This is a genomic window from Stappia sp. BW2 (genome assembly GCF_008107695.1).
Taxonomy (GTDB): domain Bacteria; phylum Pseudomonadota; class Alphaproteobacteria; order Rhizobiales; family Stappiaceae; genus Roseibium.
On record NZ_VIRG01000070.1, the window covers coordinates 149,077 to 174,253 of the forward strand.

20 protein-coding genes are annotated in these 25,177 nt (G+C 60.5%); 12 read left to right on the forward strand and 8 right to left on the reverse strand.

Annotation, left to right across the window (positions count from 1 at the left end; all coding sequences use genetic code 11):
* Positions 1-77 precede the first annotated feature (77 nt).
* Positions 78-1,082 (forward strand): NAD-dependent epimerase/dehydratase family protein, encoded by a 1,005-nt coding sequence (locus tag FMN63_RS19590; RefSeq protein WP_162530079.1) that lies wholly within the window; start codon positions 78-80, stop codon positions 1,080-1,082.
* Positions 1,082-2,227, forward strand: coding sequence for an aminotransferase class V-fold PLP-dependent enzyme (locus tag FMN63_RS19595; RefSeq protein WP_148585856.1), 1,146 nt, complete (start codon positions 1,082-1,084; stop codon positions 2,225-2,227). The genes FMN63_RS19590 and FMN63_RS19595 overlap by 1 nt, the downstream gene beginning before the upstream one ends.
* Before the next feature lie 9 nt (positions 2,228-2,236).
* On the opposite strand, the gene FMN63_RS19600 is transcribed toward FMN63_RS19595, so the two are convergent.
* Both FMN63_RS19600 and FMN63_RS19605 read right to left on the reverse strand, forming a co-directional pair.
* Complete coding sequence (locus FMN63_RS19600; RefSeq protein ID WP_148585857.1) at positions 2,237-2,854, reverse strand: sugar transferase; 618 nt, start codon at positions 2,852-2,854, stop codon at positions 2,237-2,239.
* A gap of 159 nt (positions 2,855-3,013) precedes the next feature.
* The gene (locus FMN63_RS19605; RefSeq protein WP_148585858.1) at positions 3,014-4,495 is read right to left on the reverse strand and encodes a coiled-coil domain-containing protein; all 1,482 of its coding nucleotides are present in this window, start codon (positions 4,493-4,495) and stop codon (positions 3,014-3,016) included.
* 269 nt (positions 4,496-4,764) lie between these two features.
* On the opposite strand from FMN63_RS19605, the gene FMN63_RS19610 reads away from it, so the two are divergent.
* Both FMN63_RS19610 and FMN63_RS19615 read left to right on the forward strand, forming a co-directional pair.
* Positions 4,765-5,058 (forward strand): hypothetical protein, encoded by a 294-nt coding sequence (locus FMN63_RS19610; protein WP_148585859.1) that lies wholly within the window; start codon positions 4,765-4,767, stop codon positions 5,056-5,058.
* Between the two features lie 97 nt (positions 5,059-5,155).
* Complete coding sequence (locus tag FMN63_RS19615) at positions 5,156-5,530, forward strand: hypothetical protein (RefSeq protein WP_148585860.1); 375 nt, start codon at positions 5,156-5,158, stop codon at positions 5,528-5,530.
* A 71-nt stretch (positions 5,531-5,601) separates the two neighbouring features.
* Here the strand turns inward: FMN63_RS19615 and FMN63_RS19620 are convergent, their stop codons facing one another.
* The gene (locus FMN63_RS19620) at positions 5,602-6,825 is read right to left on the reverse strand and encodes a DUF1176 domain-containing protein (protein ID WP_148585861.1); all 1,224 of its coding nucleotides are present in this window, start codon (positions 6,823-6,825) and stop codon (positions 5,602-5,604) included.
* A 268-nt stretch (positions 6,826-7,093) separates the two neighbouring features.
* Here FMN63_RS19620 and FMN63_RS19625 point away from each other — a divergent pair, with 268 nt between their 5' ends.
* From FMN63_RS19625 to FMN63_RS29415, 3 genes are all read left to right on the forward strand, one after another.
* Positions 7,094-9,118 carry an OmpA family protein gene (locus FMN63_RS19625; protein WP_162530080.1) on the forward strand — a complete coding sequence of 675 codons (2,025 nt, stop codon included), beginning with the start codon at positions 7,094-7,096 and terminating at the stop codon, positions 9,116-9,118.
* 226 nt (positions 9,119-9,344) lie between these two features.
* Positions 9,345-10,490 (forward strand): caspase family protein, encoded by a 1,146-nt coding sequence (locus FMN63_RS19630; protein ID WP_148585863.1) that lies wholly within the window; start codon positions 9,345-9,347, stop codon positions 10,488-10,490.
* Between the two features lie 412 nt (positions 10,491-10,902).
* Positions 10,903-11,076: a hypothetical protein gene (locus FMN63_RS29415; RefSeq protein WP_153297103.1), complete on the forward strand. Its 174-nt coding sequence runs from the start codon at positions 10,903-10,905 to the stop codon at positions 11,074-11,076.
* Positions 11,077-11,488: 412 nt separating this feature from the next.
* Here FMN63_RS29415 and FMN63_RS19635 read toward each other — a convergent pair whose 3' ends face one another.
* Positions 11,489-11,863, reverse strand: coding sequence for a hypothetical protein (locus FMN63_RS19635; RefSeq protein ID WP_148585864.1), 375 nt, complete (start codon positions 11,861-11,863; stop codon positions 11,489-11,491).
* A 212-nt stretch (positions 11,864-12,075) separates the two neighbouring features.
* Between FMN63_RS19635 and FMN63_RS19640 the strand changes: the two genes are divergently transcribed.
* Positions 12,076-12,411 (forward strand): GIY-YIG nuclease family protein, encoded by a 336-nt coding sequence (locus tag FMN63_RS19640; RefSeq protein WP_286192708.1) that lies wholly within the window; start codon positions 12,076-12,078, stop codon positions 12,409-12,411.
* A 618-nt stretch (positions 12,412-13,029) separates the two neighbouring features.
* Here the strand turns inward: FMN63_RS19640 and uvrB are convergent.
* Positions 13,030-15,963: an excinuclease ABC subunit UvrB gene (gene uvrB / locus FMN63_RS19645; protein ID WP_148585865.1), complete on the reverse strand. Its 2,934-nt coding sequence runs from the start codon at positions 15,961-15,963 to the stop codon at positions 13,030-13,032.
* 373 nt (positions 15,964-16,336) lie between these two features.
* Here uvrB and FMN63_RS19650 point away from each other — a divergent pair, with 373 nt between their 5' ends.
* Positions 16,337-16,693 (forward strand): hypothetical protein, encoded by a 357-nt coding sequence (locus FMN63_RS19650; RefSeq protein WP_148585866.1) that lies wholly within the window; start codon positions 16,337-16,339, stop codon positions 16,691-16,693.
* Positions 16,694-16,723: 30 nt separating this feature from the next.
* On the opposite strand, the gene FMN63_RS19655 is transcribed toward FMN63_RS19650, so the two are convergent.
* Positions 16,724-17,092, reverse strand: a complete 369-nt coding sequence (locus FMN63_RS19655; RefSeq protein WP_148587267.1) for a mannan-binding lectin — start codon at positions 17,090-17,092, stop codon at positions 16,724-16,726.
* 1,092 nt (positions 17,093-18,184) lie between these two features.
* Complete coding sequence (gene betC / locus FMN63_RS19660; protein WP_148585867.1) at positions 18,185-19,702, reverse strand: choline-sulfatase; 1,518 nt, start codon at positions 19,700-19,702, stop codon at positions 18,185-18,187.
* Between the two features lie 196 nt (positions 19,703-19,898).
* On the opposite strand from betC, the gene FMN63_RS19665 reads away from it, so the two are divergent.
* From FMN63_RS19665 to FMN63_RS19675, 3 genes are all read left to right on the forward strand, one after another.
* Positions 19,899-21,473, forward strand: coding sequence for an ABC transporter substrate-binding protein (locus FMN63_RS19665; protein ID WP_162855070.1), 1,575 nt, complete (start codon positions 19,899-19,901; stop codon positions 21,471-21,473).
* 198 nt (positions 21,474-21,671) lie between these two features.
* Positions 21,672-22,148 (forward strand): MerR family transcriptional regulator, encoded by a 477-nt coding sequence (locus FMN63_RS19670; RefSeq protein ID WP_148585868.1) that lies wholly within the window; start codon positions 21,672-21,674, stop codon positions 22,146-22,148.
* The gene (locus FMN63_RS19675) at positions 22,102-22,482 is read left to right on the forward strand and encodes a carboxymuconolactone decarboxylase family protein (protein ID WP_148585869.1); all 381 of its coding nucleotides are present in this window, start codon (positions 22,102-22,104) and stop codon (positions 22,480-22,482) included. The genes FMN63_RS19670 and FMN63_RS19675 overlap by 47 nt, the downstream gene beginning before the upstream one ends.
* Before the next feature lie 101 nt (positions 22,483-22,583).
* Here FMN63_RS19675 and FMN63_RS19680 read toward each other — a convergent pair whose 3' ends face one another.
* Complete coding sequence (locus tag FMN63_RS19680; protein ID WP_148585870.1) at positions 22,584-25,106, reverse strand: methyl-accepting chemotaxis protein; 2,523 nt, start codon at positions 25,104-25,106, stop codon at positions 22,584-22,586.
* Positions 25,107-25,177: the final 71 nt, after the last annotated feature.

Sequence of the window (25,177 nt, forward strand, 5' to 3'; positions counted from 1 at the left end):
CTTCTTGCCCGCGGTGGCTGGCATGAAATCTGCTGATGATGCAATCAAGTGCTGCAGACATCAGGATTTGTGCCAATATGGAACATTGCCCAGGAGCGGTTGCTCCGAAACAGAACATTTCCTTCCGCAAGATCGTTATCACCGGGGGCCTGGGATTCGTCGGGGCGAAGGTTTTCACACGTGTTGCCCGGATGGCGAATGTCGCCGAGACGGTTGTCCTCGACCGCGTGTCCTACGCGGCCGATTTCCGCCGCCTGGCGCCTTTCGGAGACGCGGGCGACCTGCCGGTCATACGCGGCGACATCCGCTCGCCCATCGACGTGGCGGCGGCACTGCATGAGTGCGATGCCGTTATCCATCTGGCGGCGGAAACCCATGTGCCCCGGTCTTTTAAAGCTCCGGAGCTGTTCTTCGACGTCAATGTGACTGGCACTGAAGTGCTCTTGAATGCGGCGCAGGAAGCCGGTGTGAAGCACTTCATCCACATCAGTACGGACGAAGTCTACGGCCCTGCGCTGGAAGAGGTGCGCGAAACCGCTCCCCTGAGGCCGACAACGCCCTACGCAACCTCCAAGGCCATGGCAGAGGAAGCCGTCATGATGGCGGCGCAAAACGGGTTGAGGTCGACTATCCTGCGACCGACCAATGCCGTCGGCACCGGACAGAACCCGGAAAAACTGTTTCCGCGTTTCGTCATGCAGGCATTGAAGGGGCAACGGCTGACGGTCGAAGGCACCGGAGCCCAGGAACGCAGCTTTCTGCCCGCCAGCGATCTTGCCGCCGCGATCTGTCTCCTGCTCAACACACAGGACGAACAGCCGCTCGAAATCTTCAACGTTTCCGGGGAAGAAGATCTGTCGGTGCTTGAGGTCGCCCGCCGTGTGTCCGGCGTGACAGGCCGTTCCACCGGACTGCATTTCATTCGGGACCGCGAGACCAACGATCAAGCCTATCGGATCGACGACAGCCGCTTGCGTTCGCTTGGATACCGCCAGAAGAGCTCTGTAGATCAGGAACTGCGTGCGATCTATCGGGACATGCGGTCTCGTGTCCGCCGCCTGGCCGATGAGGACAGATTCTGATGTTGAACCTGCCGGCAACGGCGCTTCAGCCGATCCGCTTTCATTCCACCCACATTCCGTCCGCTACCTTTGGCGCGGTCGCAGAGGCGCTCAGCAGCAAGCATCTGCGTGCCGGTGGCAGCTATAGCCGCAAGGCGAAGGCTCTGGTGAGCAGGCATGTGGGCCATGACCGTGTGTTCCTGACCAATTCCTGCACCTCCGCCCTGGAAATTGCAGCGCTGGCGCTGGATCTTGGCCCGGAAGACGAGGTTATCGTTCCCACGTTTACCTTTTGCGCAACGGCGACTGCCTTCGCCCGCATGGGCGCACGGATCGTGTTGGCCGACATCGATCCGGCGACGATGATGGTGACAGCCGAGACGCTGGAAGCGCGTCTGACGAACCGGACGCGGGCCGTCGTGGTGGTGCACTATGGCGGAGCGGCCGCTTCCATGGCTGCAATCATGAACCTGTGCGACCGGCACAACATCGTCATCATAGAAGATGCTGCCCAGGCTTTCGGCACGAAACAGGACGGCCGGGCTGTCGGGACATGCGGTCTGTTCGCCGCTTATTCGTTCCACGAAAGCAAGATCATCAGCTCCGGTCACGGTGGCGCGCTGGTCTTGAACAGTGGCAATCCGCGTTTGCGCGAACGCGTCGAGGAGCTGCTGGCGCGCGGTACGAATTTTCCTGCCTTCGCCCGGCGGGAAGTGAACCATTATGAATGGACCTCCGTCTCTTCCAGCTTCGAAATGCCCGATCTGAATGCGGCCTTGCTCTTCAGCCAGTTGACGGATGTAAGGGAAATCCTTTTCAAGAGCCGCGCGATCTGGGCCTATTACGAAAAGTCGCTTCGAAATCTTCCGATCGAGATCCTGCGGCCGGAAACCGGGACGCAGGCCAACGGCTATTGCTTTGCCTTTCTTGCAACAGACGGCGAAACCGTTGAGCGGCTGCTGCAGGGCTCGGCCATGTTGGGGCTCGGCATTCAGTCTCACTACAAGCCGCTCCATCTTTCCCGGTTCGCCGGGCAAAATCTGGCAGGCAGTTGTCCGGGTGCGGAACGCACCTGGGACCGTCTTCTGCGTTTGCCGGTCCACATGGACCTGAACACCGGCGACGCAGCCAGGATCTGCGACTTCCTGCAAACGGAACTGGGCTGAAGCAGCAGGTTATTCCCGGTGTCTGGCCGATACCGCCCGGTGCAGCAGAACAGCCATGGTGTTCATCGCCAACTCAAGGTGGGAGATAATCCCGGCCTGTTCGAAATAGGCGGTGTCGCGGGAAAGCCTTTCAGGCAGGATCTTCCTTGCGTAAACCTCGTCGGTGTCGGCGGCGCCGTCGATCCGGTGAAGATGTCTCAAGGCCCACAGGGTGCCTGGGCTGAGCAGGCCCGGCACGAACAAAAGAGACTTTCGCATCTCGTCATCATAGTAGCGCGCGACAATTCCGGGGTCTTCCGGTCTGGGTCCGAAAAACGCCATGTCGCCCCGCAGGATGTTCAAAAGCTGGGGCAGCTCGTCCAGCTTGGTGTTTCTCAAGAACCTGCCGATTGGGGTGATGCGACTGTCGCCAACCGCAGTGATAGCGCCGGCATTGCTTGTAGCGGCCTTGCTTTTGCCGGGGCGCATGGTTCTGAATTTCACCATGGCGAAGGTGCCGCCCCCCAGGCCGACGCGCCGGGCGATATAGAACGGTGACTGACGGTCGGTGAGCCAGACGAGAAGAGCGATACCGGCGAACAGCGGCGACAGCAGGATCAGGAAAACGGCGGCAACAACCTTGGTCATCAATTCATCGACAGGCAGAAGAAGCTGATGGGTAACGACCCGGTCTGGCCGGAAACGTCGGAGGAAACCGGTCCTTGAACAACAAGGCCCCGGACTTTGAAACCCGAGGCCTTATTCAATTTCATGCGGAAGGGAGGCGATGGAAATCGCCGTCCCGCGTCAGTCGCGCAGCTTGACGATCTTGTCGTCACCGCCGCCCGGGGTGTTGCCGTCCGGTCCGTCGTCGTCGGAACCGGCGTCATCATTCTTCGACGGCTCGCTTGCGCTTGTCATGGGCTCGGTGATCCCCAGCTCAGCGGCAGGGTCGTAGCCTTCGGTCAATCCGAGTTCTTCAGCCGGGCCGCGACCTTCCATTGCCATCTGATAGTTCGCGATGACCGACTTCAGCTGCACGATCTGCTCGTTGGCGGTATCGACCTGGATCTTGTAGCGCTGGAGACGCTTGTTCTCTTCGATCAGGTCTTCCAGGTTGTCGGCATATTTCTTGTTCTGGTTGCGCTGGTGGTTCAGATCCGTCAGGGCCGAATTGTAGCGCAGGTTCACTTCACGCAGCTTGGCGGAAGTTGCCATAAGCTCGTTGCGGTCTTTTTCATGGTTCTTCTGCGCGCTGTCGAGCAGGTGTTCGATTTCCTGCATGCGTTTGAGAAGATCGCGGCTGCGCTCCTTCAGCGTGGAATTTTCACGCGCCATTTCCTGCAACGACTGGGCGCCGATGCGGCGCTGGGACGACAGGTTCTCGATTTCCGCATTCAGCGCATAGACCTCGTTGTCATGCTTGCGCTGCTCTTCCTCAAGCCGGCTCTTGGCGTAGGCCTGTTCCTGATTGGCCACGTCCAGATGAGACTTGAGATCGATGTTGTCGTTGCGGAACTCGACCAGTTCGCGCTTGACCGATTCCAGTTCGCTGGTGACCTGGTTGTTCTTGCGAACTTCGTCTTCCAGAAGCTTGGCGCTTTCGGACAGGTTCTGCTGCAGTTCCTTTTCCCGATGGCGGACCGCTTCCAGATCGGAGCCGAGGCTTTCGGAGTGTTTTTCCAGCGTATCGAACTTCGCCTGCAGGTCAGTGAGCTTGCCTGTGAGGTCCGAGACCTGGGAGTTGGCTTCGACCAGCTTGGCACTCTGCAGCCGGTATTCCTCGTTGACCTTCTTGTTGTTGTCGCGGATGGAGACGATGTCGTTGCGGGCGGTCTCCAGCGCGGTGCGGGTTTCGGTCGCGCGCTTGCGCAGCGAGTGCACCTCGGCCTGTGCATCCTCCAGCTGCGTGGTCAGCGTCCTGACCATGTGTTCGGCATCGAGAAGATCGGTGGAGATCTTGGCGTTTTCGGACTTCAGGCGGACCTCGGTCTCCACGCTTGTGCGGGAGCCTTCAAGGTACTCGGCCATCATGCGGATAGACGTCTGACTTTCTGCGGCGAAGGCGGCCATCTGCTCGAAGGTCTGGTTGAGACCGCCGACCCGGGACTTGAGCACGTCCAGATGGTTCATCTTCTCCTGCATCTTCAGGGCAAAAGGCGAAAGATGCTCAACGTTGCTCATTTCGGAAACCTGTACGATTTCCTGAATGTCGCTTGCCTCTGTCCCGGTCTCGACCCGCTGCTCCCGGTCACTGCCGGGGCGCGAGGATTTCGAGAAAATGCCCATTCCTGTCTCCTGACTGTCCCGCCGGCGCCGCCCGGCGAAAGATACGCAAATTCTTAACTCAATATTAACCCACAAGCGCTGGCAGTTTCAACGACTCAGGGCAACTTGAACCCAGAATACAGTGTGAAGTGTTAACCTCAAAAGACAGATATCCCCGGCATTTTAATGGATTTGAACCTATGGTTAATATCTGGGCACGGTTTACAACGCCGCGTGGGGCCCGCGTAGGCTGACAACTGGCCGGGTTCACAGCGCGAGAGGAGGAGGGAATGACACCCGCCTATCTGGTTTTCATGACCTTCATGACACTGGCATTTCTCCTGATGATTGCCGGCTATGTGAGCGCGCTTTTCTTCATCAAGCGGCTGAACCTTGTGGAGGAGGCAGCGCTTTCTCCGCTTAAAGGGGCCGGACTCTGGAAACGCATGTTCACGCCCGGCAGCTTCGGTGTCGAGGCCGAGCCATCCCGCCGCCGCATTGCCAGGCTCTACTTTCTGGCCCTGGCGGCTTTCGCAATTGCCATACTCCTGTTTTTCATCCTGCCGGCCGTACCGCGTTCATAACGCCCGGCTGATCACCCGTTTTGATGATACCGGTTGACGCTACGTTCGGGATTGGACGAAATGCTTGAGACCGATCACGGTCTTTCCGGAGATATTCATGCGCGTTTTTCATAAGGCATTTTTGCTGGGCCTTGCCCTGGTATCGTTTTTCCACCTGCCGGCAGCCGCCTATCAGTTGTTCCACACCTACAGGATTGCCGGCAGCGACATACTGGCGGTCAGCGAAGGGGAATACGTCGTCGAGGACCCGTTGGTTCTGAGACTGAAATTGAAGTCCGGCACCAGCGAGCCGGCTGACCTGGTGATCGAGACCGACGGGGACATCGAAGAGTGCAAGCTCCAGCTGGAAAACATCATCGGCTCCAATTCCGCCTATGCGGAAATTGTCGTCGACATGAACGCCCAGACCATGAACGGCGTGCTCATGATCCAGTGCGCGGTGTTTCAGGGCCTGTTTCCGGAGAGGCAATAGGCTCGCCCCGCAGCAACAATCAGGCTGTCATTCCGGGTGAACGCTGACCTTCAGTCCCTCCAGCAAAGGCCTTAATCCCCCATCTCGTCAATCGTCCAGCTGAGCGGCCAGCCTTCGGCAGGGCCGGTGATGCCGTCGCAGTCGGATTTTTCGAGATATTCCATCAAGGTGTAGTTGCCGCTTTCGGCTTCGATCTCGTGACGCTCGAAGGTGCCGCAATCGTAGTTGGGGGAAGCGTAGGTGGTGCCCGTCACCTGGCCGCTGTCCGGGTCGAAAAACAGATTGTTGACCAGAGCATGGTTGGGCTGATTGAAGCCAGGGGGTGTTTCGAACTCCTTCCACTCGTCCAGGGATGGATCGAAGGGGATATGCGTTGCCATGTAGTAAGGCACGTTGACGTCGGCCATCTGACAGGGAACGACCCAGGTTTCGACGTCCCCTTCCGCGTAGTATTGCGCGCCGAAGGCTGGCACCGTTTCCGCAAGCTGACAATTCAGCGTGCGGTAGCCCATCATCTGGACCTCGTCCGGAAGCTCGTTGACCGCATAAACCTGGCCGCGCGTGCCCCTGTCGATGCCGCTGTTGTTGGTCTGCTGGGATGGCATGATCGGCGGCGGCAAATCGTCTGAAGGCGCTTCAGTAACCGTTTCGGCAGGCGCCGGAGTAGGCGCAGGCGCAGGCTCGGTCGGGGCCGACGCCGAGGCTGTGGCTGGCGCAGATGCCGGTGCGGCGGCAATGCCGGTGGCTTTTTCCGATGACAGGCCACCCCAGGCCACGATGGCATCCTGTCGGCCGATACGGCCCTGAACCTCATCCATTTTCAAAAGTGCGTGGGTGATGCCGCTGAGCGAGACCTCGTAGGTGATCGTGCCGGTGTTGCCGCCATATTCGATCTGGACCGACGCGTCCTGGCCAAGACGCAGGTTTTCGATCAGGTCCCGGTCGGCGTCTCCGCCGAAGGTCATTTCATTGCCGGTGTAGATCTTGGCGGCCTTGCCGAAGAAGCCGACATTGTCCTCGTCGCCTTCAATTTCGATCCGGGCACGCAGGCCGGTTTCGAGAGGCGTCTTCGGACGAAGCGTCACGAAAACCTCAGCGTCTGGCTTGGCGCTGCGCTCCACCTTGAGCCGGAACGCTTCACCGTTGGAGCCGCTGCCGTTGGTTTCGGCGATGCAGTAGTTCTTCTCGTTGCAGCGTACCGACCACTCGCCGAAGTCGGTTCGGTCGAGTTCAGCGGCCGCCGGTCCGGCGAGCACCATGGATAGCGATGCGAGTGCAATCAGTTTTTTCGTCACGTCAGCCCCCTCTGACTGTACCGGCTCTGCGCCGGTCTCTGCCCCACCATGGCGGTCTACGACCTGAAGTCAATCAGGCAACGATGGAAACAGGTATCCTGTTGGGAAAGAGCAGGTTTGGCGTCTGTGTGCGCACGCAGACTGGAACGAATGCGTCCGTCACTTGTTTTCCATCGAGCGCACCTGGCCGACGAAGGTTCGGGAAAGTTCGCCGGGGGGCGAGAGGATGGAAAGAATGACGTCTAGATTGCTTCGAAATTCAACGGCCATGGCACTTGTCCTGGCCATCGGTCTCCCGTTGCAGCCGGATATGTCCCGTGCCCAGGAGACGGCGGTGGATTGTGCGGCCAATCCGGACCAGGAGGCCTGCCGGACGGAGGAGGCTGCGCCTTCCGGAGAAGCAAACAGCGGTGAAGCGCCTGCGGCACCAGCATCTGAAGAGGGGGCGTTTGAAGCACCAGCCCCTGAAAGCGCATCTGAAAGCGCGCCTGAAACTGCCCCGGAAGCTGCCCCAGAGGCCGCGCAAGAACCCGCCCCGGAAGTTGCTCCAGAGGCCACACAGGACCCGCAACCTGCCGAGTCTGCCGACACCGAGGAAGCGCAGCCGGAGGCAAAGCCCGCTGCTCCCGTGGAGGAAGCCAAGCCCGCCGAGAAACCGGCCGCTCCGGTTGAGGATGCTGCACCGGCGGAAAAGCCCCAGAACACCGAAGAGATGAACACCGAAGAGACGAACGCTGAAGAGACGGCCACGCCCGATGCGAAGCCGGAAGCGCCGACTGAAGAAGCTGCACCCACAAAAAAGCCTGCAGTTGAGCCATCATCTGAACAGACGGACCAGACCGGACAGACGGATGCTGCATCGGAAGCTTCCACCGCTGAACAGCCGGCGGAAGAGCAGCCCGCTGACGACGGGTCCAGCACGGAAGCCGGGCAGGAAGAGACTTCGCAAAGCCCGGACACGAAGGCCGATTCAGCTGCAGCAGAAGAACCTGCTGCCGAAGAGACCACCGCCGAAGAGGGCTCCTTGAAGAGCGCCGGGGAAACCGAACCGGCAGCTGCCGCTGTGGCGGAGCCCGCGTCGGAAGAGGTTGCCCCTGAGCAGACCGACGCGGAACAGAAGGCCACGGATCAAAAGACGACGGAGCAGAAGACCGCTGAGCCGGTGCAGGCTGATACGCTCGCGGCGCCTGATGCTTCTTCGGACGCTGCACCGGTTGCAGCAACCGCCGCAGATGAGACCGTGACCGACGAACCGGGCGAGCTGATTGACGCCCAGGCAGCCGCGCCGGCGGACGAACCGGCGGCTGTCGTTTCGGACGATGCCACAGACGCGCAAAGGGCTGAAGTCAAGGCGAAGGAAGAACGCCGCCGTGACGAAGCCCGCGACCGCAGGCTGGAACTGCTCGGTGCGGCTGCCGTTGGCGTCGGGGTCGGGATGCTGATCCCCGCCCTTGGCGGCAAGGTGGTCGAGGATCAGGGAGACCGGATCATCGTTGAGCGCGACGGCGAATATTTCGTGCGCAAGGACGAAAGCAGCCTGCTGCGCTATGGCGACGATGAATTCCGGGCTGAACGCCTGCGCGGGGGCCGCACGCGCGAAACAGTCACCCGGCGCAATGGCGTGAAGATCGTCACGATCCGCGATGAGGGCGGTTATGTGCTCTACCGCTCTCGTCTTCTGCCGGATGGCCGCGAATATGTGCTGATCGACAATCGCCAGTACAATCAGCACCACCGGAACTACGACCGCGAGCTGCCGCCGCTGCAGGTGGGTATTCCACGCGATCGTTACGTTGTGCCGGCTGGCCGGGCGAATTATGACGATATCTACCAGACGTTCACCGCCCCGCCGGTGGAACAGGTGGAACAGGCCTATTCGCTGCGCGACATCCGCGAAAGTGAACGCCTGCGCGACAAGGTGCGCCGGGTGGATCTGGACACGATCACCTTCGACACCGGCAGCGCAGTGGTGCGCCAGAGCCAGGTGCCGCAACTTGAAGATCTCGCCCGTGCCTCCCAGGCCTTGATCGAACAGGACCCGACAACGGTTCTGCTGATCGAAGGTCATACGGATGCGGTCGGGTCGGATGTCTCCAACCTGGCCCTTTCGGACCGCCGGGCGGAAACCGTCGCCCGCATTCTGGCGGACTTTTATGGCGTGGCCCCGGAAAACATGGTCGTGCAGGGCTATGGCGAGGACTATCTGAAGGTCGATACGCAGGGCGCGGAAGAACGCAACCGCCGCGTGACGATCCGCAACATCACGCCGCTTCTGAGTGCCCGTAAACAGTAACGGCAGTCAGCCTGCCTTGATTTGGCAGGGACGTCCGCACTGCAAACAGCGCTGGCGACAATGATCGGGCTCCGGCTGTGCCGGAGCCCGTTTTGCATGGCTTCATGAGCCTGAAAAGTTTGTTCACCTAGCGTTAGCAGTGGTTCTCCGCCGGCCTGCCGGTTAAGTTGGACATATCTGCCCGGTTCTGCGGGCACGCTTTTCGTGCAACGGGAGCCCGATTTTCATGAAGTTCCGTCCGGCTTTTGTGGCCAGCCTCATTCTGTCCCTGATGATGCTTTCGCCGGCAAGCGCGGCGCAGAAGGTGGCGCTGATCATCGGCAATTCGCATTATCTCAACGTCAGCCCACTCGACAATCCGGTCCGCGATGCGGATCTGGCGGGCAGAACCTTCAAGGCGCTGGGGTTTGACAGCCAGGTGCTTCTGGATGCCGATACCGATGATTTGCGGCAGGCGCTTCGGGAGTTTCAGACAGCCTCGGCGGATGCGGAAGTCGCCGCCATCTTCTTTGCCGGCCACGGGGTGCAGGCGGCCAACGTCAACTATCTGCTGGCCACGGACACGGGCGCGGAAAACAAGGCGACCTTCGAAAATAGCGCCGTGCGCATGGAGGAATTCCTGGCGGCCTATGCACAGAGCGCAAAGGTCAAACTGCTGATTGTCGATGCCTGCCGCGACAATCCCTTCGCCTCAACCCGCTCGCTGGAAAAGATCTTCGACCCGGACGCCAAGGGGCTTTCCCGGGTCAATCATCAGCTTCAGGACCTGATGGTGATCTACTCGGCCCAGCCGAACCACCGGGCGTATGATGGGGAGGGAAGCAACAGCCCATTCATGGAAGCCTTCTCCAGCGTTCTGACAGCCAGGGAAAACGTGCAGCTGAGTGATGCGCTGATCGACATCACCAATTTCGTGCGCACGAAGACGGCCGACAAACAGCTCCCCTACACCGAAGGCACGCTGTCCGTTCATGTTCAACTGACCCTGGAACAGCCCCTGGAAAAAGCCCCGGAGCCGGAGGTCTGCCCGGCAGACGGCAAGGTGATCGCTCTGGAGGACGTCGAGGACTACACGGAGTTCGATGCGGGCCCCAAGAGCCTGATCATCAACGACAAGGGCAAGCCTGTGCTGGAAGTCTGCCTTCGTGACGGGGCGATCCGGGTCCATGGCAGTTTCGACGAGACATTCTCTCCGGCAGACCTGCGCAATACGGAGAACGAGGGCTCCGGATATTATTTCAAGACACAGGACGGCAACGATGCCCACCTGTGGTTCTACGCCGACCCGGACGACCCAAAGGCGGTCACCCAGGTTGGTGTCTACGTGAACGACCAGGAAATCACCTGGATCACGACCGGCTGGGTTTTCTGAGAGCCTGGGCCTGCCCGGCAAGGAAGGTCTCCATTCTCGCTACGGCACCACACATTCATTCCCCCGCCACTGCAGGGCTCGACCCTGCAATCCACGCCGTGTGTTCTCGACAAACGAGGCTTTTCAATCTGGTTACGTAACGGCATGGATCCCTTGGTCGAGCCATGGGAGGACGAGGAAACGGACATTTAAGGGCAGCCCTCCCGGCCATGTGGAGCGCAACAAAGCGGAACGTCTGGAACCGCGCGCCTGTGATCTTCCTGCATTGACATTCCTGACAGGTCCGGCTCATGTGGCGGCGCCAGTGCGGCCCGGCAAGCGGGCCGGTTCGGCATTCTTAGCTTGATTGCCCACCCCGGCTGCCTGACCGGGCGGTACGACCAGGCCAACAAGATTTTTCAAGAGGTTCCCCATGAGACTGACCGCCCCTTCACTGCTGATATTCCTGGTTTCCCTGGCTCTTTTCGTCTACGCGGTCCTGCCGCTCGCCGGCGTCGCCGTTCCGGCCATCGGCATTTCGACGATCTATGTCCTGATTGCCTCGTGGGTGGTGCTGGCCGCCGGCGTCTTGTTAAAGGGGATCTGAGCGAGCTCCGCACGCGCTGATGTCTGGGTTCCGGATCGTCGCTCAGCTTCGCTGCGCTGGTCAGGAATGACGGTGGGGAGGGCAGGCATCTGGTCTCCTCACAGCAACACACTTCCACCGTCATTGCAGGGCGGCCCCTGCAATCCATGCCGTGCCTTTTCGGCAATCGAGGCCTCTCGGACGGGCCTGCGAAACGGAATGGATCCCATGGTCAAGCCATGGGATGATGACTGCAAGGACCAAAACCGGCGAACCACTTCAGCCTTCCCGGGTGTTGCAAAGTTCTGGGACCCGCTCACCGGCGAACGTGCGACACCAGTGCCGATTGCCCATCACCGTTGCGAAGCACACATATCTCAGCGCAGAAATCGGCTCCGTCTTCACCCTGCACTTGCCCGGAGTTGGCGGGTTCTCAGCCCGTCAGCCAGACAACGCCTGCGATAATCATCAGCGTCACAACGCCAATGGCGACCATGGTCTGCGTATCCGGACCGGTGCGCGCACTGGGTTTCGGCTGGAAATAGGCAGCATCCGGATCGTCTTCGGGAACAGGCTCGGGTTCAGGCGGGGCCTTGGCGGGGATCAACTTCAGCGCCAGCACCAAAAAGACGATGGCCATGATGATGGCCAGAGCCGGGGCGACGGACACCCCGACGCCCATGGCAATTCCACCATCCCTGTCGGGGCCATCGATGGCTACGAGGATCGGATAAACAACGATAAATGCCCCGAAGAACCCGACCACTGCACCGACGATGGCGGCGATGATGGCTAGAAGTGCCCGCATGTCTCTTGCCCCGGTTTGCCTGGAGCAAAACCTTAGCCTGCAAGGGAATACGGGGGAAGTGAAGGACGTTGCACCGGCAAAACGGCCACGTCGATTATATGTTCGAGCGCGGCCGAGTACGACGAAACAAGGCTGTCCATCCACCCCACCGTTATTCCGGACAAGCGCAGCGCAGCTGCGTTCCGATCCGGAAGGCTGTTGAAGTCGCAGGCATGACCTTACTTCTTGCAAGGCCCGTTGAGGCACGGAATAGTCTCATCATGCCCGCCGCCGTCTACATTCTCACGTCGAACCGCAACGGCATGCTCTACATCGGCGTGACCACCAACCTGTCGCGTCGTCTCTATGAGCACCGGAACGGTCTGATCGAAGGATTTTCCAAGACCTATGGAGTCACTCGGCTTGTCCATGCGGAAACCTTTGACCGGATAGAGGATGCAATCCTGCGTGAAAAGCAGCTGAAGAAATGGCGGCGCAGCTGGAAGATCGACCTCATCGAGAAAAGCAATCCCGAATGGCAGGACCTGACGGAAACGGTACTGTTATAAAGCTCCTGCGAACCCAGCTCGAATGCATTGGCAATCGGAACCTCAACCCCACCCACCCGTCATCCCGGACAAGTGAGGCATGGCCGAACGCAGATCCGGGAACCAGACATATTCTGCGCCGAGGGCGCTTTTCTACTGAGAGAGGTTACTAAGGAGCGAGCTGTGCTCGCGCTGATGCGCTGGGTTCCGGATCGGCGCTCAGCTGTGCTGAGCTTGTCCGGAATGACGGGGGAGGAGAGGCTTGGCGGCTTACGTAGGCTTCCGCAATAGGAGGAAGGTGTTGTGGTCGGTGGGGCTGGCTTCTTCAACAGACCCATCGTCAGAGTGCCCTGTCCCAAGTCCCACCCAACCGTCATCCCGGACAAGTGCGGCAACGCCGAACGCAGATCCGGGATCCAGACGTAATCTGCGCCGTAGGCGCGCTCATTTCCTATAGAGACGGGACCAAGGAGCGAGCTGCGCTCGCGCTGATGTGCTGGGTTCCGGATCTGCGCCCAGCTGTGCTGAGCTTATCCGGAATGACGGGGGGAGGAGGGGATACGGCCTCCTCAATACTACGATGTAGGCGGTGAACCGCTGACCGAAGATTAATTCCCTCCGGAGATTTGAAGGAACAGGTTACCGCCCCGGCCGACCACTCTTCTTCGGTCGTCCGCGGCTGCGTTTCTCTTCCGCCGGGTCCTCGTAAGACCCCGCGCCGATCTTTGCCCTTACCAGCGGTTTGACCGGGTCTGACGAGCCTAGCGGGACTTCCGTGCGGCCGACGGTCATTTCGTCGAGGGTGTTCTTTCGCACCTTGGCGCTGGGGGCGGGCAGGGCGTTGCGGTCTTTTGCGGCTCGGGCCTTGTCGCGGGCGGTCTGTTTCTTCTTGCCGCTGGCGCCTTCCTTGGTGCCGCCGGCGCCGAACTTGCGGTCGCCCTTGTAGCCGCCGGTCTTGCTGTCGACGTCTGATTGGCGGGCCATGGCGTCGTCGGCGACGGCCAGTTCGGTTGCCTGCAGGCGCTTGATTTCGTCGCGCAGGCGCGCTGCTGTCTCGAAGTCGAGATCGGCGGCAGCGTCGCGCATCTGTTTTTCCAGATCCTCGATATGGGCCTTGAGATTGTGGCCGACGAGATCGCCTTCTTCTGCAAAACCGGCGTCGATGGTGACGTGGTCCTGCTCGTAGACGCTTTCCAGAATGTCGCCGATGGAGCGGCGGACGCTTTCCGGCGTGATGCCGTGTTCTTCGTTGTAGGCAAGCTGCTTTTCGCGGCGCCGGTTGGTTTCGGCAATCGCCCGTTCCATGGAGCCGGTCATGTTGTCGGCGTACAGGATCACCTTGCCGTCGACGTTACGAGCCGCGCGGCCGATGGTCTGGATCAGTGAGGTTTCGGAGCGCAGGAAGCCTTCCTTGTCGGCGTCCAGAATGGCCACCAGCGCGCACTCGGGAATGTCGAGGCCTTCGCGCAGCAGGTTGATGCCGACCAGCACATCGAAGGCACCCAGGCGCAGGTCGCGCAGGATCTCGATGCGTTCCAGCGTATCGATGTCCGAGTGCATGTAGCGCACGCGTACGCCGTTCTCGTGCAGATATTCTGTCAGATCCTCGGCCATGCGCTTGGTGAGCGTGGTCACCAGCGTGCGGTAGCCTTTCTGGGCCACTTCGCGCACTTCGCCCAGAAGGTCGTCGACCTGGCTGGTGGCCGGGCGGATTTCCACCGGCGGATCGATCAGCCCGGTCGGGCGGATGACTTGTTCTGCGAAGACGCCACCGGCTTGGTCCATCTCCCAGGAGCCCGGCGTTGCCGACACCGCGATGGACTGTGGCCGCATGGCGTTCCACTCCTCGAAGCGCAGCGGACGGTTGTCCATGCACGACGGCAGGCGGAAGCCATATTCGGCCAGCGTCGCCTTGCGGCGGAAGTCGCCCCGGTACATGGCGCCGATCTGGGGAATGGTGACGTGGCTTTCGTCGGCGAAGACGATGGCATTGTCCGGCAGATATTCAAACAGGGTGGGGGGCGGCTCGCCTGGCTTGCGGCCGGTGAGGTAGCGCGAATAGTTTTCGATGCCGGCGCAGGAGCCGGTGGCCTCCAGCATTTCCAGATCGAACATGGTGCGCTGTTCGAGCCGTTGCGCTTCCAGCAGGCGGCCGTGCTGGTTCAGCTCCTCAAGCCGGTGCTTGAGTTCGTCCTTGATCGACTTGATCGCCTGGTTAAGCGTCGGCTTGGGCGTGACATAGTGCGAGTTGGCGTAGATCTTGACGCTTTTCAGCTCGCCCGACTTCTGCCCCGTCAGCGGATCGAACTCGGTGATCGACTCGATCTCGTCGCCGAACATGGAAATGCGCCAGGCGGTGTCCTCATAGTGGGCCGGGAACAGTTCGATGGTATCGCCACGCACCCGGAAGGTGCCGCGCTGGAAGGCGGCGTCGTTGCGCTTGTATTGCAGGGCCACCAGATCGGCGATCAGCTGGCGCTGGTCCATGCGCTCGCCAACCTCGATGGCGAAGGTCATGGCCGTGTAGGTCTCGACCGAGCCGATACCGTAGATACAGGACACCGAGGCGACGATGATGACGTCGTCGCGCTCCAGCAGCGAACGGGTGGCGGAGTGGCGCATCCGGTCGATCTGCTCGTTGATCGAGCTTTCCTTCTCGATGTAGGTGTCCGTGCGCGGAACATAGGCTTCCGGCTGGTAGTAGTCGTAGTAGGAAACGAAATATTCGACCGCGTTGTCCGGGAAGAAGGACTTGAACTCGCCGTAGAGCTGGGCCGCCAGTGTCTTGTTGGGGGCCAGGATCAGCGCCGGACGCTGGGTGCGGGAAATCACCTGCGCCATGGTGTAGGTCTTGCCCGAGCCGGTGACACCGAGCAGAACCTGGGTCTGTTCGGCGTTTTCCATGCCTTCGACAAGATCTGCGATGGCAGTCGGCTGGTCGCCCTTGGGCTCATAGGCCGACTTCAGCACGATCGGCACACCACCTTCGGATTTCTCCGGGCGCTCGGGCCGGTGGGGCACCCAGAGCTCGCCGTTCTTGTGCAGCGGGTTGCCGCTTTCGATCAGCGCGGACAGCGCCTCGACCGTCGCGGTGGCACCCTGATTGCCGGTCAGCTCGCCGTATTTGCTTTCCTTGTTTTTCTTTTTCTTGTTGTCTTTCTGGTGCTGCTTGAGCTGCTTTTCGAGGCTTTCGGCCTCTTCCAGAGACATGTCGAGACCAGCCACGGGGTTGAGGCCACCTGCAGCGCGTTCGCGCGCGCTGTCGGCCTTGCCGATGGAGGTTCCGCGCGACGACTTGGTCGGCTTTTCCTTTTTCGCGCTCGCGGTCGCACCGGCCTTGCGGCCTGGCTTGCGTGTGGGCGCGTCGTCGCCCGGATCCTTTTTCCCCTCACCAGCGTTCCGGGATGCGGCCTTCTTTGGCTCCGGTTTGTCCGCCTCTTGCGATATCTCGGCTGCCCAATCGCTGATCGACCCGGACAGCGGCGCACCCGAAAACGGCTGTTGCGGCGCTTCGCCGAAGCCGTCAGCAGATGTCGTGTCGTCGGAGGAGGATTTGGTCGGGCGCTTGCTCATGGGCGCAATATGGTTCGGTTCCGCGCGTGAGGAAAGGGGGTGGTTGCGGGTTTGTTCCGCTTTTTGCCACTTCCTGTCAGTCTCCTGACACAAGGTTGTCAGGAAGTCGGTCTTGGAGAGGGACGTTGATCCGAAAAAATGTCCGCCAGAGACAGGTGCTGCGGGCCAGTCGCAGGAGTTTGTGTGTGCCCCCTTATGGGCCCGTCAGAGGGGCATTGAAGATCGGCGGACCCACGTAAAGCTGTTGTTTGGATCCGTAAATCTTATACGTGCTGCGTAGTTTGCTGAATATTCGGCGTTTCTGTTTCGTGCTATAATTGGGTCTATCAGTTCAAAGTGAAACATACGGCATCTTGCGCGGAGGAGGCGAAAGATGAGACTGAGATCTATTGTTAAAATTACGCTGATGGCGGGTCTGTTTTACGCAGCTTCTCCCGCCAGTGCAGATCCGCTGGACCTGACACATCAGCCGGACCTGAGCGCGGCGAAGCTTGTTCTGGCCAGTCTGGACAGGGGGCTTGAGGTTCCGTCGATGCCGAACATGTCGCCGCGCCTGTCCGGTGCGGTGGATCTGCCAGGTTCTTCAACCGACAAGGGGCCGCTGATCCGGGTTGCCGGCCGTTGCGGATCGTCCGAATACTATTGCGACTCGCCCGGTTTCCTCTATTGCTGCGGCAATTCTTCAGATGGGTTCTACTGCGCTGCCGACGTCAACGGCTGCACCAAGTAGAACGCCGTCACTCCCTCGGTCTTGGAGGGGCTAGCGGCACTCGCAGACGGACATGCTGCCTTGCTCGGTGGTGTGCCACTGGCCGCCCCAGCTGAGGCCGTTGCCGGAGCAGAGGCCCGGGCATTTGTTTTGCGCATCGGCATTGTTCCAGATGGGCCCAGCTTCGATGTTTCGTCCGGAGCTGGTCTTTTCGCAGGAGCAAACCGACATCTGTCCCTGTACCGTCGTATGCCACTGCCCGCTCCAGCGCGTTCCCAACCCGCTGCAGAGATTCGGGCATTTCGCCTGCGCATCGCCATTGCTCCAGATCGGTCCGGCCTCGACGTTGTAGGTCTGGGCGCTGGCGGGCAGGGCAACGAGCAGGAAAAACAGCGCGGCAAGTGACGTCGGCAATCGCATCGGGACCTCCACAGGCAATCGATTCACAACAGCTTCCAATAACTTGAGACTGAAGTCGATGGGTAAATTCTCTGTCAGAGCGCCTTTCGTGGGGTGTCCTTCCGGTATGGCGAAGCTGGGATCGGGATTCGGTACGCCGCGGGGTTGTTAAGTGGCCATGCTTGAGGACTGATGATTACTGGATCCCCGCCTGCGCGGGGATGACTAGAGGGTGTGGTGCAACGAAGGTTCAACGGCAGACGTTGGAGACTGCCTCAGCGTTGTCATCCCGGTTTGGCGCAGCCAAGACCGGGATCCAGTACTCCCTGTAGCCGGTAAGTGGCCATGCTTGAGGGCTGGTGGTTACTGGGTCCTCGCCTTCGCGGGGATGACAAGAGGGGTGGTGAAGCAAGCGGTTGGGGCAGGTGTGAGAGACTGCCTCCGCGTTGTCATCCCTGTTTGGCGCAGCCAAGACCGGGATCCAGTATTCCCTGTAGCCGGTAAGTGTCCATCCGTGAGGTCGGGTGGTTACTGGATCCCCGCCCTCGCGGGGATGACAAAGTGGGTGTGGCGAAGCAAGCGGATGGGGCAGGTGTGGGAGACTGCCTCCGCGTTGTCATCCCGGTTTGGCGCAGCCAAGACCGGGATCCAGTATTCCCTGTGGCTAGTAAGTGGCCATCCGTGAGGGCGGGTGGTTACTGGATCCCCGCCTGCGCGGGGATGACAAGGTGGGGGTGGTGAAGCAAGTGGTAGGGGCTGGTGTGGGAGAGTGCCTCCGCGTTGTCATCCCGGTTTGGCGCAGCCAAGACCGGGATCCAGTATTCCCTGTGGCCGGTAAGTGGCCATGCTTGAGGGCGGGTGATTACTGGGTCCCCGCCTTCGCGGGGATGACAAGGTGGGTGTGGTGAAGCAAGTGGTAGGGGCAGGTGTGGGAGACTGCCTCCGCGTTGTCATCCCGGTTTGGCGCAGCCAAGACCGGGATCCAGTACTCCCTTTGGCCGGTAAGTGGCCATGCTTGAGGGTGGGGGGTTACTGGATCCCCGCCTGCGCGGGGATGACAAGGTGGGTGTGGTGAGGCAAGTGGTAGCGGGAGGCGTGGGATTTAGTTCGCCTTCACTCTCCCCTTGGATACCGCTGGCTCTCTTCCACCACATTCAGGTCCATGTGGTTGCGCATGTAGCGTTCGGAGGCTTTTTGCAGGGGTTGGTAGTCCCAGGGGAAATAGGCGCCGTTGCGCAGGGCCTCATAGACGATCCAGCGGCGGGCCTGGGATTGGCGGACTTCTGCGTCGAAGGCGGCCATGTCCCATTGTTTGCCGGCGATTTCCGCAAAGCGTACGGCAGTTGCCGCATGGGCCGGGTCGGCGGCGAGGTTGGTCAGTTCGTGCGGATCGTCCGTCACATTGAAGAGCAGCGGCGGATCAAGTTCGCAGTGGATGTATTTCCAGTCGCCTTCGCGGATGCCGACCAGCGGCGCGTAGGAGGCTTCGGCGGCGTATTCCATCAGCACCGGTGCGGTGCGGGCCTCGCCTTTTGCCAGCGGCACGAGGCTGGTGCCGTCGGTCCAGGGCATGATCTCGCTCATGTCGATGCCGGCAAGATCGCAGGCGGTCGGCAGAACGTCGAGCGTGCTGACCGGATCAGAAATGTGCTTTGGCGTCAGATCCGCATCGGCAACCATCAGCGGCACGCGTGCGGAGCCTTCGAAGAAGGTCATTTTGAACCACAGTCCGCGCTCGCCCAGCATATCGCCGTGGTCGGACACGAACAGGATGGTCGTGTCCTCGCTGAGGTCCATCGCGTCGAGGGCATGCAGGATCTCGCCGATCTTGTCGTCCAGATAGGAGATATTGGCGAAATAGGCGCGGCGCGAGCGGCGGATGTCTTCTTCCGTGATGTCGAATTTGCGCCAATCGTTGGCATCGAAGATGCGCTTTGCGTGCGGGTCGTGGTCGTCATAGTCCATGGCGGGAACTTGCGGCAGCAGGTGCTCGCAGTCCTCGTAAAGGTCCCAGTATTTCTGGCGGGCGACATAAGGGTCATGCGGGTGGGTGAAGCTGACCGTCAGGCAGAAGGGCCTGTCGTATTTGCCGCGGCCGTAATCGTGGATCTTGCGCACGGCCTGGAAGGCGACATCGTCGTCATATTCCATCTGGTTGGAAATCTCGGCAACGCCTGCGCCCGTGACCGAGCCCATGTTGTGATACCACCAGTCGATGCGCTCACCCGGCTTGCGGTAGTCCGGTGTCCAGCCGAAGTCGGCCGGGTAGATGTCGGTGGTCAGGCGTTCCTCGAAGCCATGCATCTGGTCCGGGCCGACGAAATGCATCTTGCCCGACAGGCAGGTCGTGTAACCGGCGCGGCGCAGGTGATGGGCATAGGTCGGAATGTCGGAGGCAAATTCGGCCGCGTTGTCGTAAACGCCGGTGCGGCGCGGCAACTGGCCTGACATGAAGCTCGCCCGCCCCGGTGCGCAGAGCGGAGAGGCGGTGTAGGCGTTCTCAAATCTGACGGAACGTTCCGCCAGCCGCTTGAGATTGGGAGCGTGCAGAAAGTCCGCCGGTCCATCGGGAAAGAGCGTTCCGTTCAATTGATCGACCATCAAAATCAGGATGTTCTTGCGTTTGGTCATAGGGCTTCTCCAACGGACTGCAGGACGAGTGGCGGATACTTAATGTTTTTTTGATTGAGCAATCAATCAAATTCATTATCCTCTTTCACCAGCAGAAGTTGTTATTAAGGCGAAGTAACTTGCACATCTTACCTATGTGTGCAGCTTATGCCGTTCAGCCGGGCCAGATTGGCCTGAATAAAGAAGGGACAGGTATATGAAGACTCTAAACCAGCCACTCTTACAATCGGGGATCTCCCGGCGCGGCGTTCTGATGGGAACGGCCGCGATCGGCGCAACGGCGTTCGCAGGACAGTTCGGTGTCGGGCCGGCTGCCGCGCAGCCCAAGAAGGGCGGCACGTTCCGGGTCGGTATGGCCGGCGGCAACACCAACGACAACTACGATCCGGGCACATGGGACAACGCCTATTCCCAGACCTTCGCGACCGCACGTCACGGCTACCTTGTTGAAATCGGGGCCGACGGTTCACTCGTGCCGGAAGTTGCCGAGAGCTGGGAAGCATCGCCCGATGCGAAAGAGTGGACGTTCAAGATTCGCCCGGGTGTTGAATACCACGAGGGCGGCACGGTAACTGCGGACGATGTCGTTGCCTCGATCAACTATCATCGCGGCGAGAAGAGTACCTCTGCAGCGAAACCGATTGTCGCGCAGATCGAGGACGTCAAGGCGAACGGCGATACGGTCGTTTTCACACTGGAAGCAGGCAATGCCGACTTCCCTTATGTCGTCAGTGACTATCACCTTGCGATCATGCCCGCCAAGGATGGCACAATCGATACCAGAAGCCCGAACGGCTGCGGTCCCTACAAGGTGGTCAACTACGATCCCGGCGTCATTGCCGAGCTGACGCGCAACCCGAACTACTGGAAAACCGACCGCGCCCATTTCGATGAAGTCAAGATGCTGACCATCCTGGATGCGGCTGCGCGCCAGTCGGCGCTGATGACGGGCAACGTCGATGCGATCGACCAGGTCGATCTGAAGACAGTCAGCCTCTTCCAGCGTGCGCCGAACGTCAAGATTCTGTCGGTCACCGGCACGCAGCACTACACTTTCGCCATGGATACGCGCGCGGCGCCGTTCAACGACAACAATGTGCGTCTGGCGCTGAAATATGCCGTCGACCGGCAGGAACTGGTCGACAAGATTCTGTTCGGCTATGGCGCGGTCGGCAATGATACGCCGATCAGCCCGTCCTACCGCTACTATGCTGACGATATCGAGCAGACTAGCTACGATCCGGACAAGTCCAAGTTTTATCTGAAACAGGCAGGTCTCGATTCGCTCGATGTCAGTCTGTCGGCGGCTGACGCTGCCTTCGGCGGCGCGGTCGATGCGGCGGTCCTCTTCTCCAACAGCGCCGCCAAGGCCGGCATCAACCTCAAGCCGGTGCGCGAGTCGAACGACGGTTACTGGTCGGACGTCTGGATGAAGAAGCCGTTTTCCGCCGTTTACTGGGGCGGTCGTCCGACCGAGGATCTGGCGTTTACGGTTGCCTATGCAGCCGGTGCTCCCTGGAACGATACCTTCTGGGACAACGAGCGCTTCAACAAGCTGCTGGTCGAGGCCCGTTCGCAACTGGACCAGGCCAAGCGCGCCGAGATGTACAAGGAAATGCAGCAGATCCTGCGTACGGAAGGCGGCGTGATCGTGCCGATGTTCGCCAGCTACGTGATGGCGCACACCAACAGCGTTGCGCATCCCGAAGTGGTGGGCGCCAACTGGACCCTCGACGGCTTCCGGGCCATCGAACGCTGGTGGTTCGCCTAACAGTCCCAAGACGGCTTCTGCAGCCGTAAAGGCGAAGGCGGTTGAACCCGCCTCGCCGGATTGATCTTCACAGCGCTCCATCGGGAGCCTTTCCAACGGCCAGCGGTCACTCCGCTGGCCGTTTTTTTGAAAAAGACGCTTGACCTGGAGTGCACTCCAACTGGTAGCTGAAGGAAATCGTTCCGTTCGGAGACTGACATGCGGATTGGTGACCTGGCCGAGAAATCGGGACTTTCGACTGATACCCTGCGCTACTACGAGAAGATCGGCCTGATGCCACGGCCCCTGAGGGACGGTGGTGGACGGCGGGTCTACGATGCGGCGATCCTCAGATGGATTGATTTCCTGGACCGGTTGAAGTCAACCGGCATGGGCATCAAGGATCGGCTGCATTACGCGGACCTGCGCACAAAGGGGGCGGCCTCTTTGACAGAGCGCCGTGAATTGCTGGAACAGCACAGACAGAAGGTTGCCGGCGATATCGTCCGGCTCACCGAAATGCTGGATGTCCTGGACGATAAGATTGATCTCTACAGAAGGATGGAAGCAGGCGAGACCGTCGACCCCACCTTCGAAAGCTGCGCCCGGACCGAACACGCTGCGCCGCCAAGCAAGAAAGTTCCGAAAGATGAGCACCGCCCTGGAACGCGGCCGCGCGCTGACGCGGAAACTTAATCCCGATCTCGAAGCCGTTCTCAGCAAGGGCTATGACGACCTTCTGCCCGGCTTTGCCGAAAGCCTGATCGAATGGGCTTATGGCCGGCACTATGCCCGTGAGGGCCTTGACCTGAAAACGCGCCAATTGTGCACCATCGCGGCGCTGACCGTGCTCGGTGGACAGACGGCACCGCAGTTGAAGATCAACATAGAACACACGCTGGCCACCGGGGCCAGCCGCACCGAAATCATCGAGGCGATCTGGCAGATGGCCGTCTACGGAGGCCTGCCTGCAGCCATCAACGGCCTCAATGCGGCGCGGGAGGTGTTCGAGGCTCAGGATGCGGCGTGAGTGAAATCAGTCACGCATCCAATCCGCCAGGATGATTGCGGATAGCCAGGTGAAAAACAGTGGGGTGCCGGTATACCGGCATACCCTATTGCAGTCCCCACTCAGGCCGCGGCGACGTCCTGGAGGAACCTGTCGATCCGGGTGGTGACTTCGGCGAGTTGCCGGGTGGCAGCGTCGGTGATTTCTTCCACCTCACGGGCCGACAGGCTGGTTTCGCTGGAGCCACGGGAGAGGTCGCCGATATTCTCCGACACGCTGGCGGTCTGTCCGGCAGCCTGGGAGACGCCGTCGGAGATTTCGGTGGTTGCACCGGCCTGCTGTTCCACGGAGCTTGCCATGGCGGCCGCAGTTTCGTTGACGGCTTCCATCATGGTCATGATCGTGCTGATCGCTTCGACCGCGCCGCTGGTTGCATCCTGAATTTCGGTCACATGGCTGGAGATTTCCTCGGTCGCCTTGGCTGTCTGTCCAGCCAGTGACTTGACCTCGGAAGCCACCACGGCAAAGCCCCGTCCCGCGTCACCGGCGCGTGCGGCTTCGATGGTCGCATTGAGTGCCAGCAAATTGGTTTGCTCGGCAATCTCCTGAATGAGTTGCACCACAGTGCCGATGCGCTCCGCGGCGGCGGACAGACCCTTGATCTGGTCGTTGGAGGTGCGGGTGGCGCCTGCGACTTCTTCAACGCGCACCAGGGTGTCATTGACCTGCCGGCCAACTTCCTGAACCGAGGTGCTGAGTTTTTCCGTGGCAGCTGCAATCGTCCGGACGTTGTGGCTGGCCTGGCTGGACGCCGTGCTGACGTCCTCGGACCTGCCTGTGGTCGTGCGGGCGATTTCGGACAGCTGCTCGGCAGTGTTGTCGAGCTGCTGCATGTTGCCGGTCACCGTGGCGAGGGCTTCCTCGATATCCTGACGGAAGGAGGCCACCAGCGCGTCAACGGTCGCCTGTCGTTTGCGGACATCTTCCTGGCTCGCAAGGGTTTCCTTTTCCAGCCGCATCCGTTCGATTTCCCGGTCGCGGAAGGTGGCGACGGCCTGGGCCATATGGCCGATTTCGTCCTTGCGGTTGGTTGCGGGCAGGGCGATGTCCGTATCGCCGTCCCTCAGTTTGAGCATCGCTCCGGTCAGCCCCCGGATGGGGCGGATGATGGCGCTGGACAGCAGCACGACGAAGGCGATCCCCAGAAGCAGGGCCAGCCCCAGAGTGACGGTGATCTGTGTCTGTGCGCCAACGGCACTTGCAAGAGCGGTCGCCTCCGAGTTGGCGCTGATGACTTCCGCCTGATCCGTCAGCGAGGCGGCTGCCGCGGCAAAGGACTTTTCGCTGGATCGCAGCGCGGTGGTTGAGGCAACGACTTCGACGAACGTGGCTTCCAGTTCCGGCAAGGCGTCCGCTCCGGCCGCTACAAGTGCTTTCAGAGGACCGTTCAGAAGATCGCTCAGGGCCTTGTCGGAGGCATTTTTGCTGGCGGAGGTTCGCACGGTGTCAAGATTTTCGAGCTCCGTGCGCGCGTCGGTCAGGTACATCTGGAACGTGTCGGCGGAGACCTGAGAAGAGGTGTTCAGATAGTCGGAATAGGCGCTGCGGATGCCGAGCACGCTGCGGGCCACGCTCTGGGTGTAATTCGACAGCAGTGCGATGTCGGCGCTGGCCTTGTCGAACTCCCTCAGTTCCTTCGTCAGGTCGTTGATCGGCTCCTGGGCGGCCTTGATGATGGTGTCGGCGAGGGTGATCAGTTTGCGGGTGGCCGGTTCCAGCTGCGTGTTCCAGGCGTCCGGGGCCGGAGATTTGAGATGCGCCTTCAGCAGCTTTTCAAAGGAGTTGGAGTGTCTTGTCAGAGACTTGACGCTATCCTTGATCGTATCGGTCTTCACCGTTCGACGAACCGCCTTGGCATCCTTGACGAGTGCATCCACCTGTTTGGCCAGCTTTTTTGCGAGAGCCTTGTCCGGTGTCGCGGCAAAGGTTTCCACCTCCTGTGCCAGCACCACAGTGGTGATGCGCATGTTGCTGAGACGCGGGCTGACGTTGGACAGGTTGTTCATCTTGCCTTCGTTGTTGAGGGCAAGGGCAGATCTGTATGCGGCAAGGGCCGTGTAGTCTTCGAAGGCTTTCTTGGTCGTCTCGACCATTTCGGCAGTAAGCGTGTCGAGGCTCGCAGCTGCGGTGTCGCGGCTCTGCCGTTTGTCGCGCAGCGTTGCAAAGCTGCTCTCGAGCTCGTTGACGATTGTCGCAAGTTGCGTTGCCGCCTGAGGCTGGCTTTCGGACAGGTTCAGGCTTTCACGGGAAATCGAGGCGATATCGGTGGCGACGCCGTCTGCCGCCTGGTTGCTGCCATCCCGGCCGAATGTCTGGGCGTTGGTCAGCAATTTGGGAACGCTGCCGAGAAGCTCGTTGGCCGTCTTGGCGACCGTTACCGAGTTCTTGACCTCCGAGCCGGCGTATAAGCCACCCGCGCCAACTCCGATGGCGCACAGAAGCATTGCACCGAACCCGATCTGCAACTGGGTCTTGATCGGCCAGTCGAAGAAAACGCGCTGCCGCGACGCGGTTCCAGGGCGGTCAATCCCTGTTGGTAAGGCTCTGGTTGCACTTTTCCGGAAAGGAAAGCTTACGAACTTCATTCTTGCGCCCCGGATATTATCTAGCCGGAAGCACTTTGCGCGGAAAGTTTTAATAAGATCCGAAAGAGGTC

Bases quoted from the DNA above. Each gene is read 5' to 3' on its own strand.
- FMN63_RS19665 (WP_162855070.1), top strand. From the start codon at position 19,899: ATGAAGACTCTAAACCAGCCACTCTTACAATCGGGGATCTCCCGGCGC.
- FMN63_RS19615 (WP_148585860.1), top strand. From the start codon at position 5,156: ATGCGCGTTTTTCATAAGGCATTTTTGCTGGGCCTTGCCCTGGTATCG.
- FMN63_RS29415 (WP_153297103.1), top strand. From the start codon at position 10,903: ATGAGACTGACCGCCCCTTCACTGCTGATATTCCTGGTTTCCCTGGCT.
- FMN63_RS19640 (WP_286192708.1), top strand. From the start codon at position 12,076: ATGACCTTACTTCTTGCAAGGCCCGTTGAGGCACGGAATAGTCTCATC.
- FMN63_RS19650 (WP_148585866.1), top strand. From the start codon at position 16,337: ATGAGACTGAGATCTATTGTTAAAATTACGCTGATGGCGGGTCTGTTT.
- FMN63_RS19590 (WP_162530079.1), top strand. From the start codon at position 78: ATGGAACATTGCCCAGGAGCGGTTGCTCCGAAACAGAACATTTCCTTC.
- FMN63_RS19600 (WP_148585857.1), bottom strand. From the start codon at position 2,854: ATGACCAAGGTTGTTGCCGCCGTTTTCCTGATCCTGCTGTCGCCGCTG.
- uvrB (WP_148585865.1), bottom strand. From the start codon at position 15,963: ATGAGCAAGCGCCCGACCAAATCCTCCTCCGACGACACGACATCTGCT.
- FMN63_RS19655 (WP_148587267.1), bottom strand. From the start codon at position 17,092: ATGCGATTGCCGACGTCACTTGCCGCGCTGTTTTTCCTGCTCGTTGCC.
- FMN63_RS19625 (WP_162530080.1), top strand. From the start codon at position 7,094: ATGGCACTTGTCCTGGCCATCGGTCTCCCGTTGCAGCCGGATATGTCC.
- FMN63_RS19680 (WP_148585870.1), bottom strand. From the start codon at position 25,106: ATGAAGTTCGTAAGCTTTCCTTTCCGGAAAAGTGCAACCAGAGCCTTA.
- FMN63_RS19675 (WP_148585869.1), top strand. From the start codon at position 22,102: ATGAGCACCGCCCTGGAACGCGGCCGCGCGCTGACGCGGAAACTTAAT.
- betC (WP_148585867.1), bottom strand. From the start codon at position 19,702: ATGACCAAACGCAAGAACATCCTGATTTTGATGGTCGATCAATTGAAC.
- FMN63_RS19605 (WP_148585858.1), bottom strand. From the start codon at position 4,495: ATGGGCATTTTCTCGAAATCCTCGCGCCCCGGCAGTGACCGGGAGCAG.
- FMN63_RS19630 (WP_148585863.1), top strand. From the start codon at position 9,345: ATGAAGTTCCGTCCGGCTTTTGTGGCCAGCCTCATTCTGTCCCTGATG.
- FMN63_RS19610 (WP_148585859.1), top strand. From the start codon at position 4,765: ATGACACCCGCCTATCTGGTTTTCATGACCTTCATGACACTGGCATTT.
- FMN63_RS19635 (WP_148585864.1), bottom strand. From the start codon at position 11,863: ATGCGGGCACTTCTAGCCATCATCGCCGCCATCGTCGGTGCAGTGGTC.
- FMN63_RS19595 (WP_148585856.1), top strand. From the start codon at position 1,082: ATGTTGAACCTGCCGGCAACGGCGCTTCAGCCGATCCGCTTTCATTCC.
- FMN63_RS19670 (WP_148585868.1), top strand. From the start codon at position 21,672: ATGCGGATTGGTGACCTGGCCGAGAAATCGGGACTTTCGACTGATACC.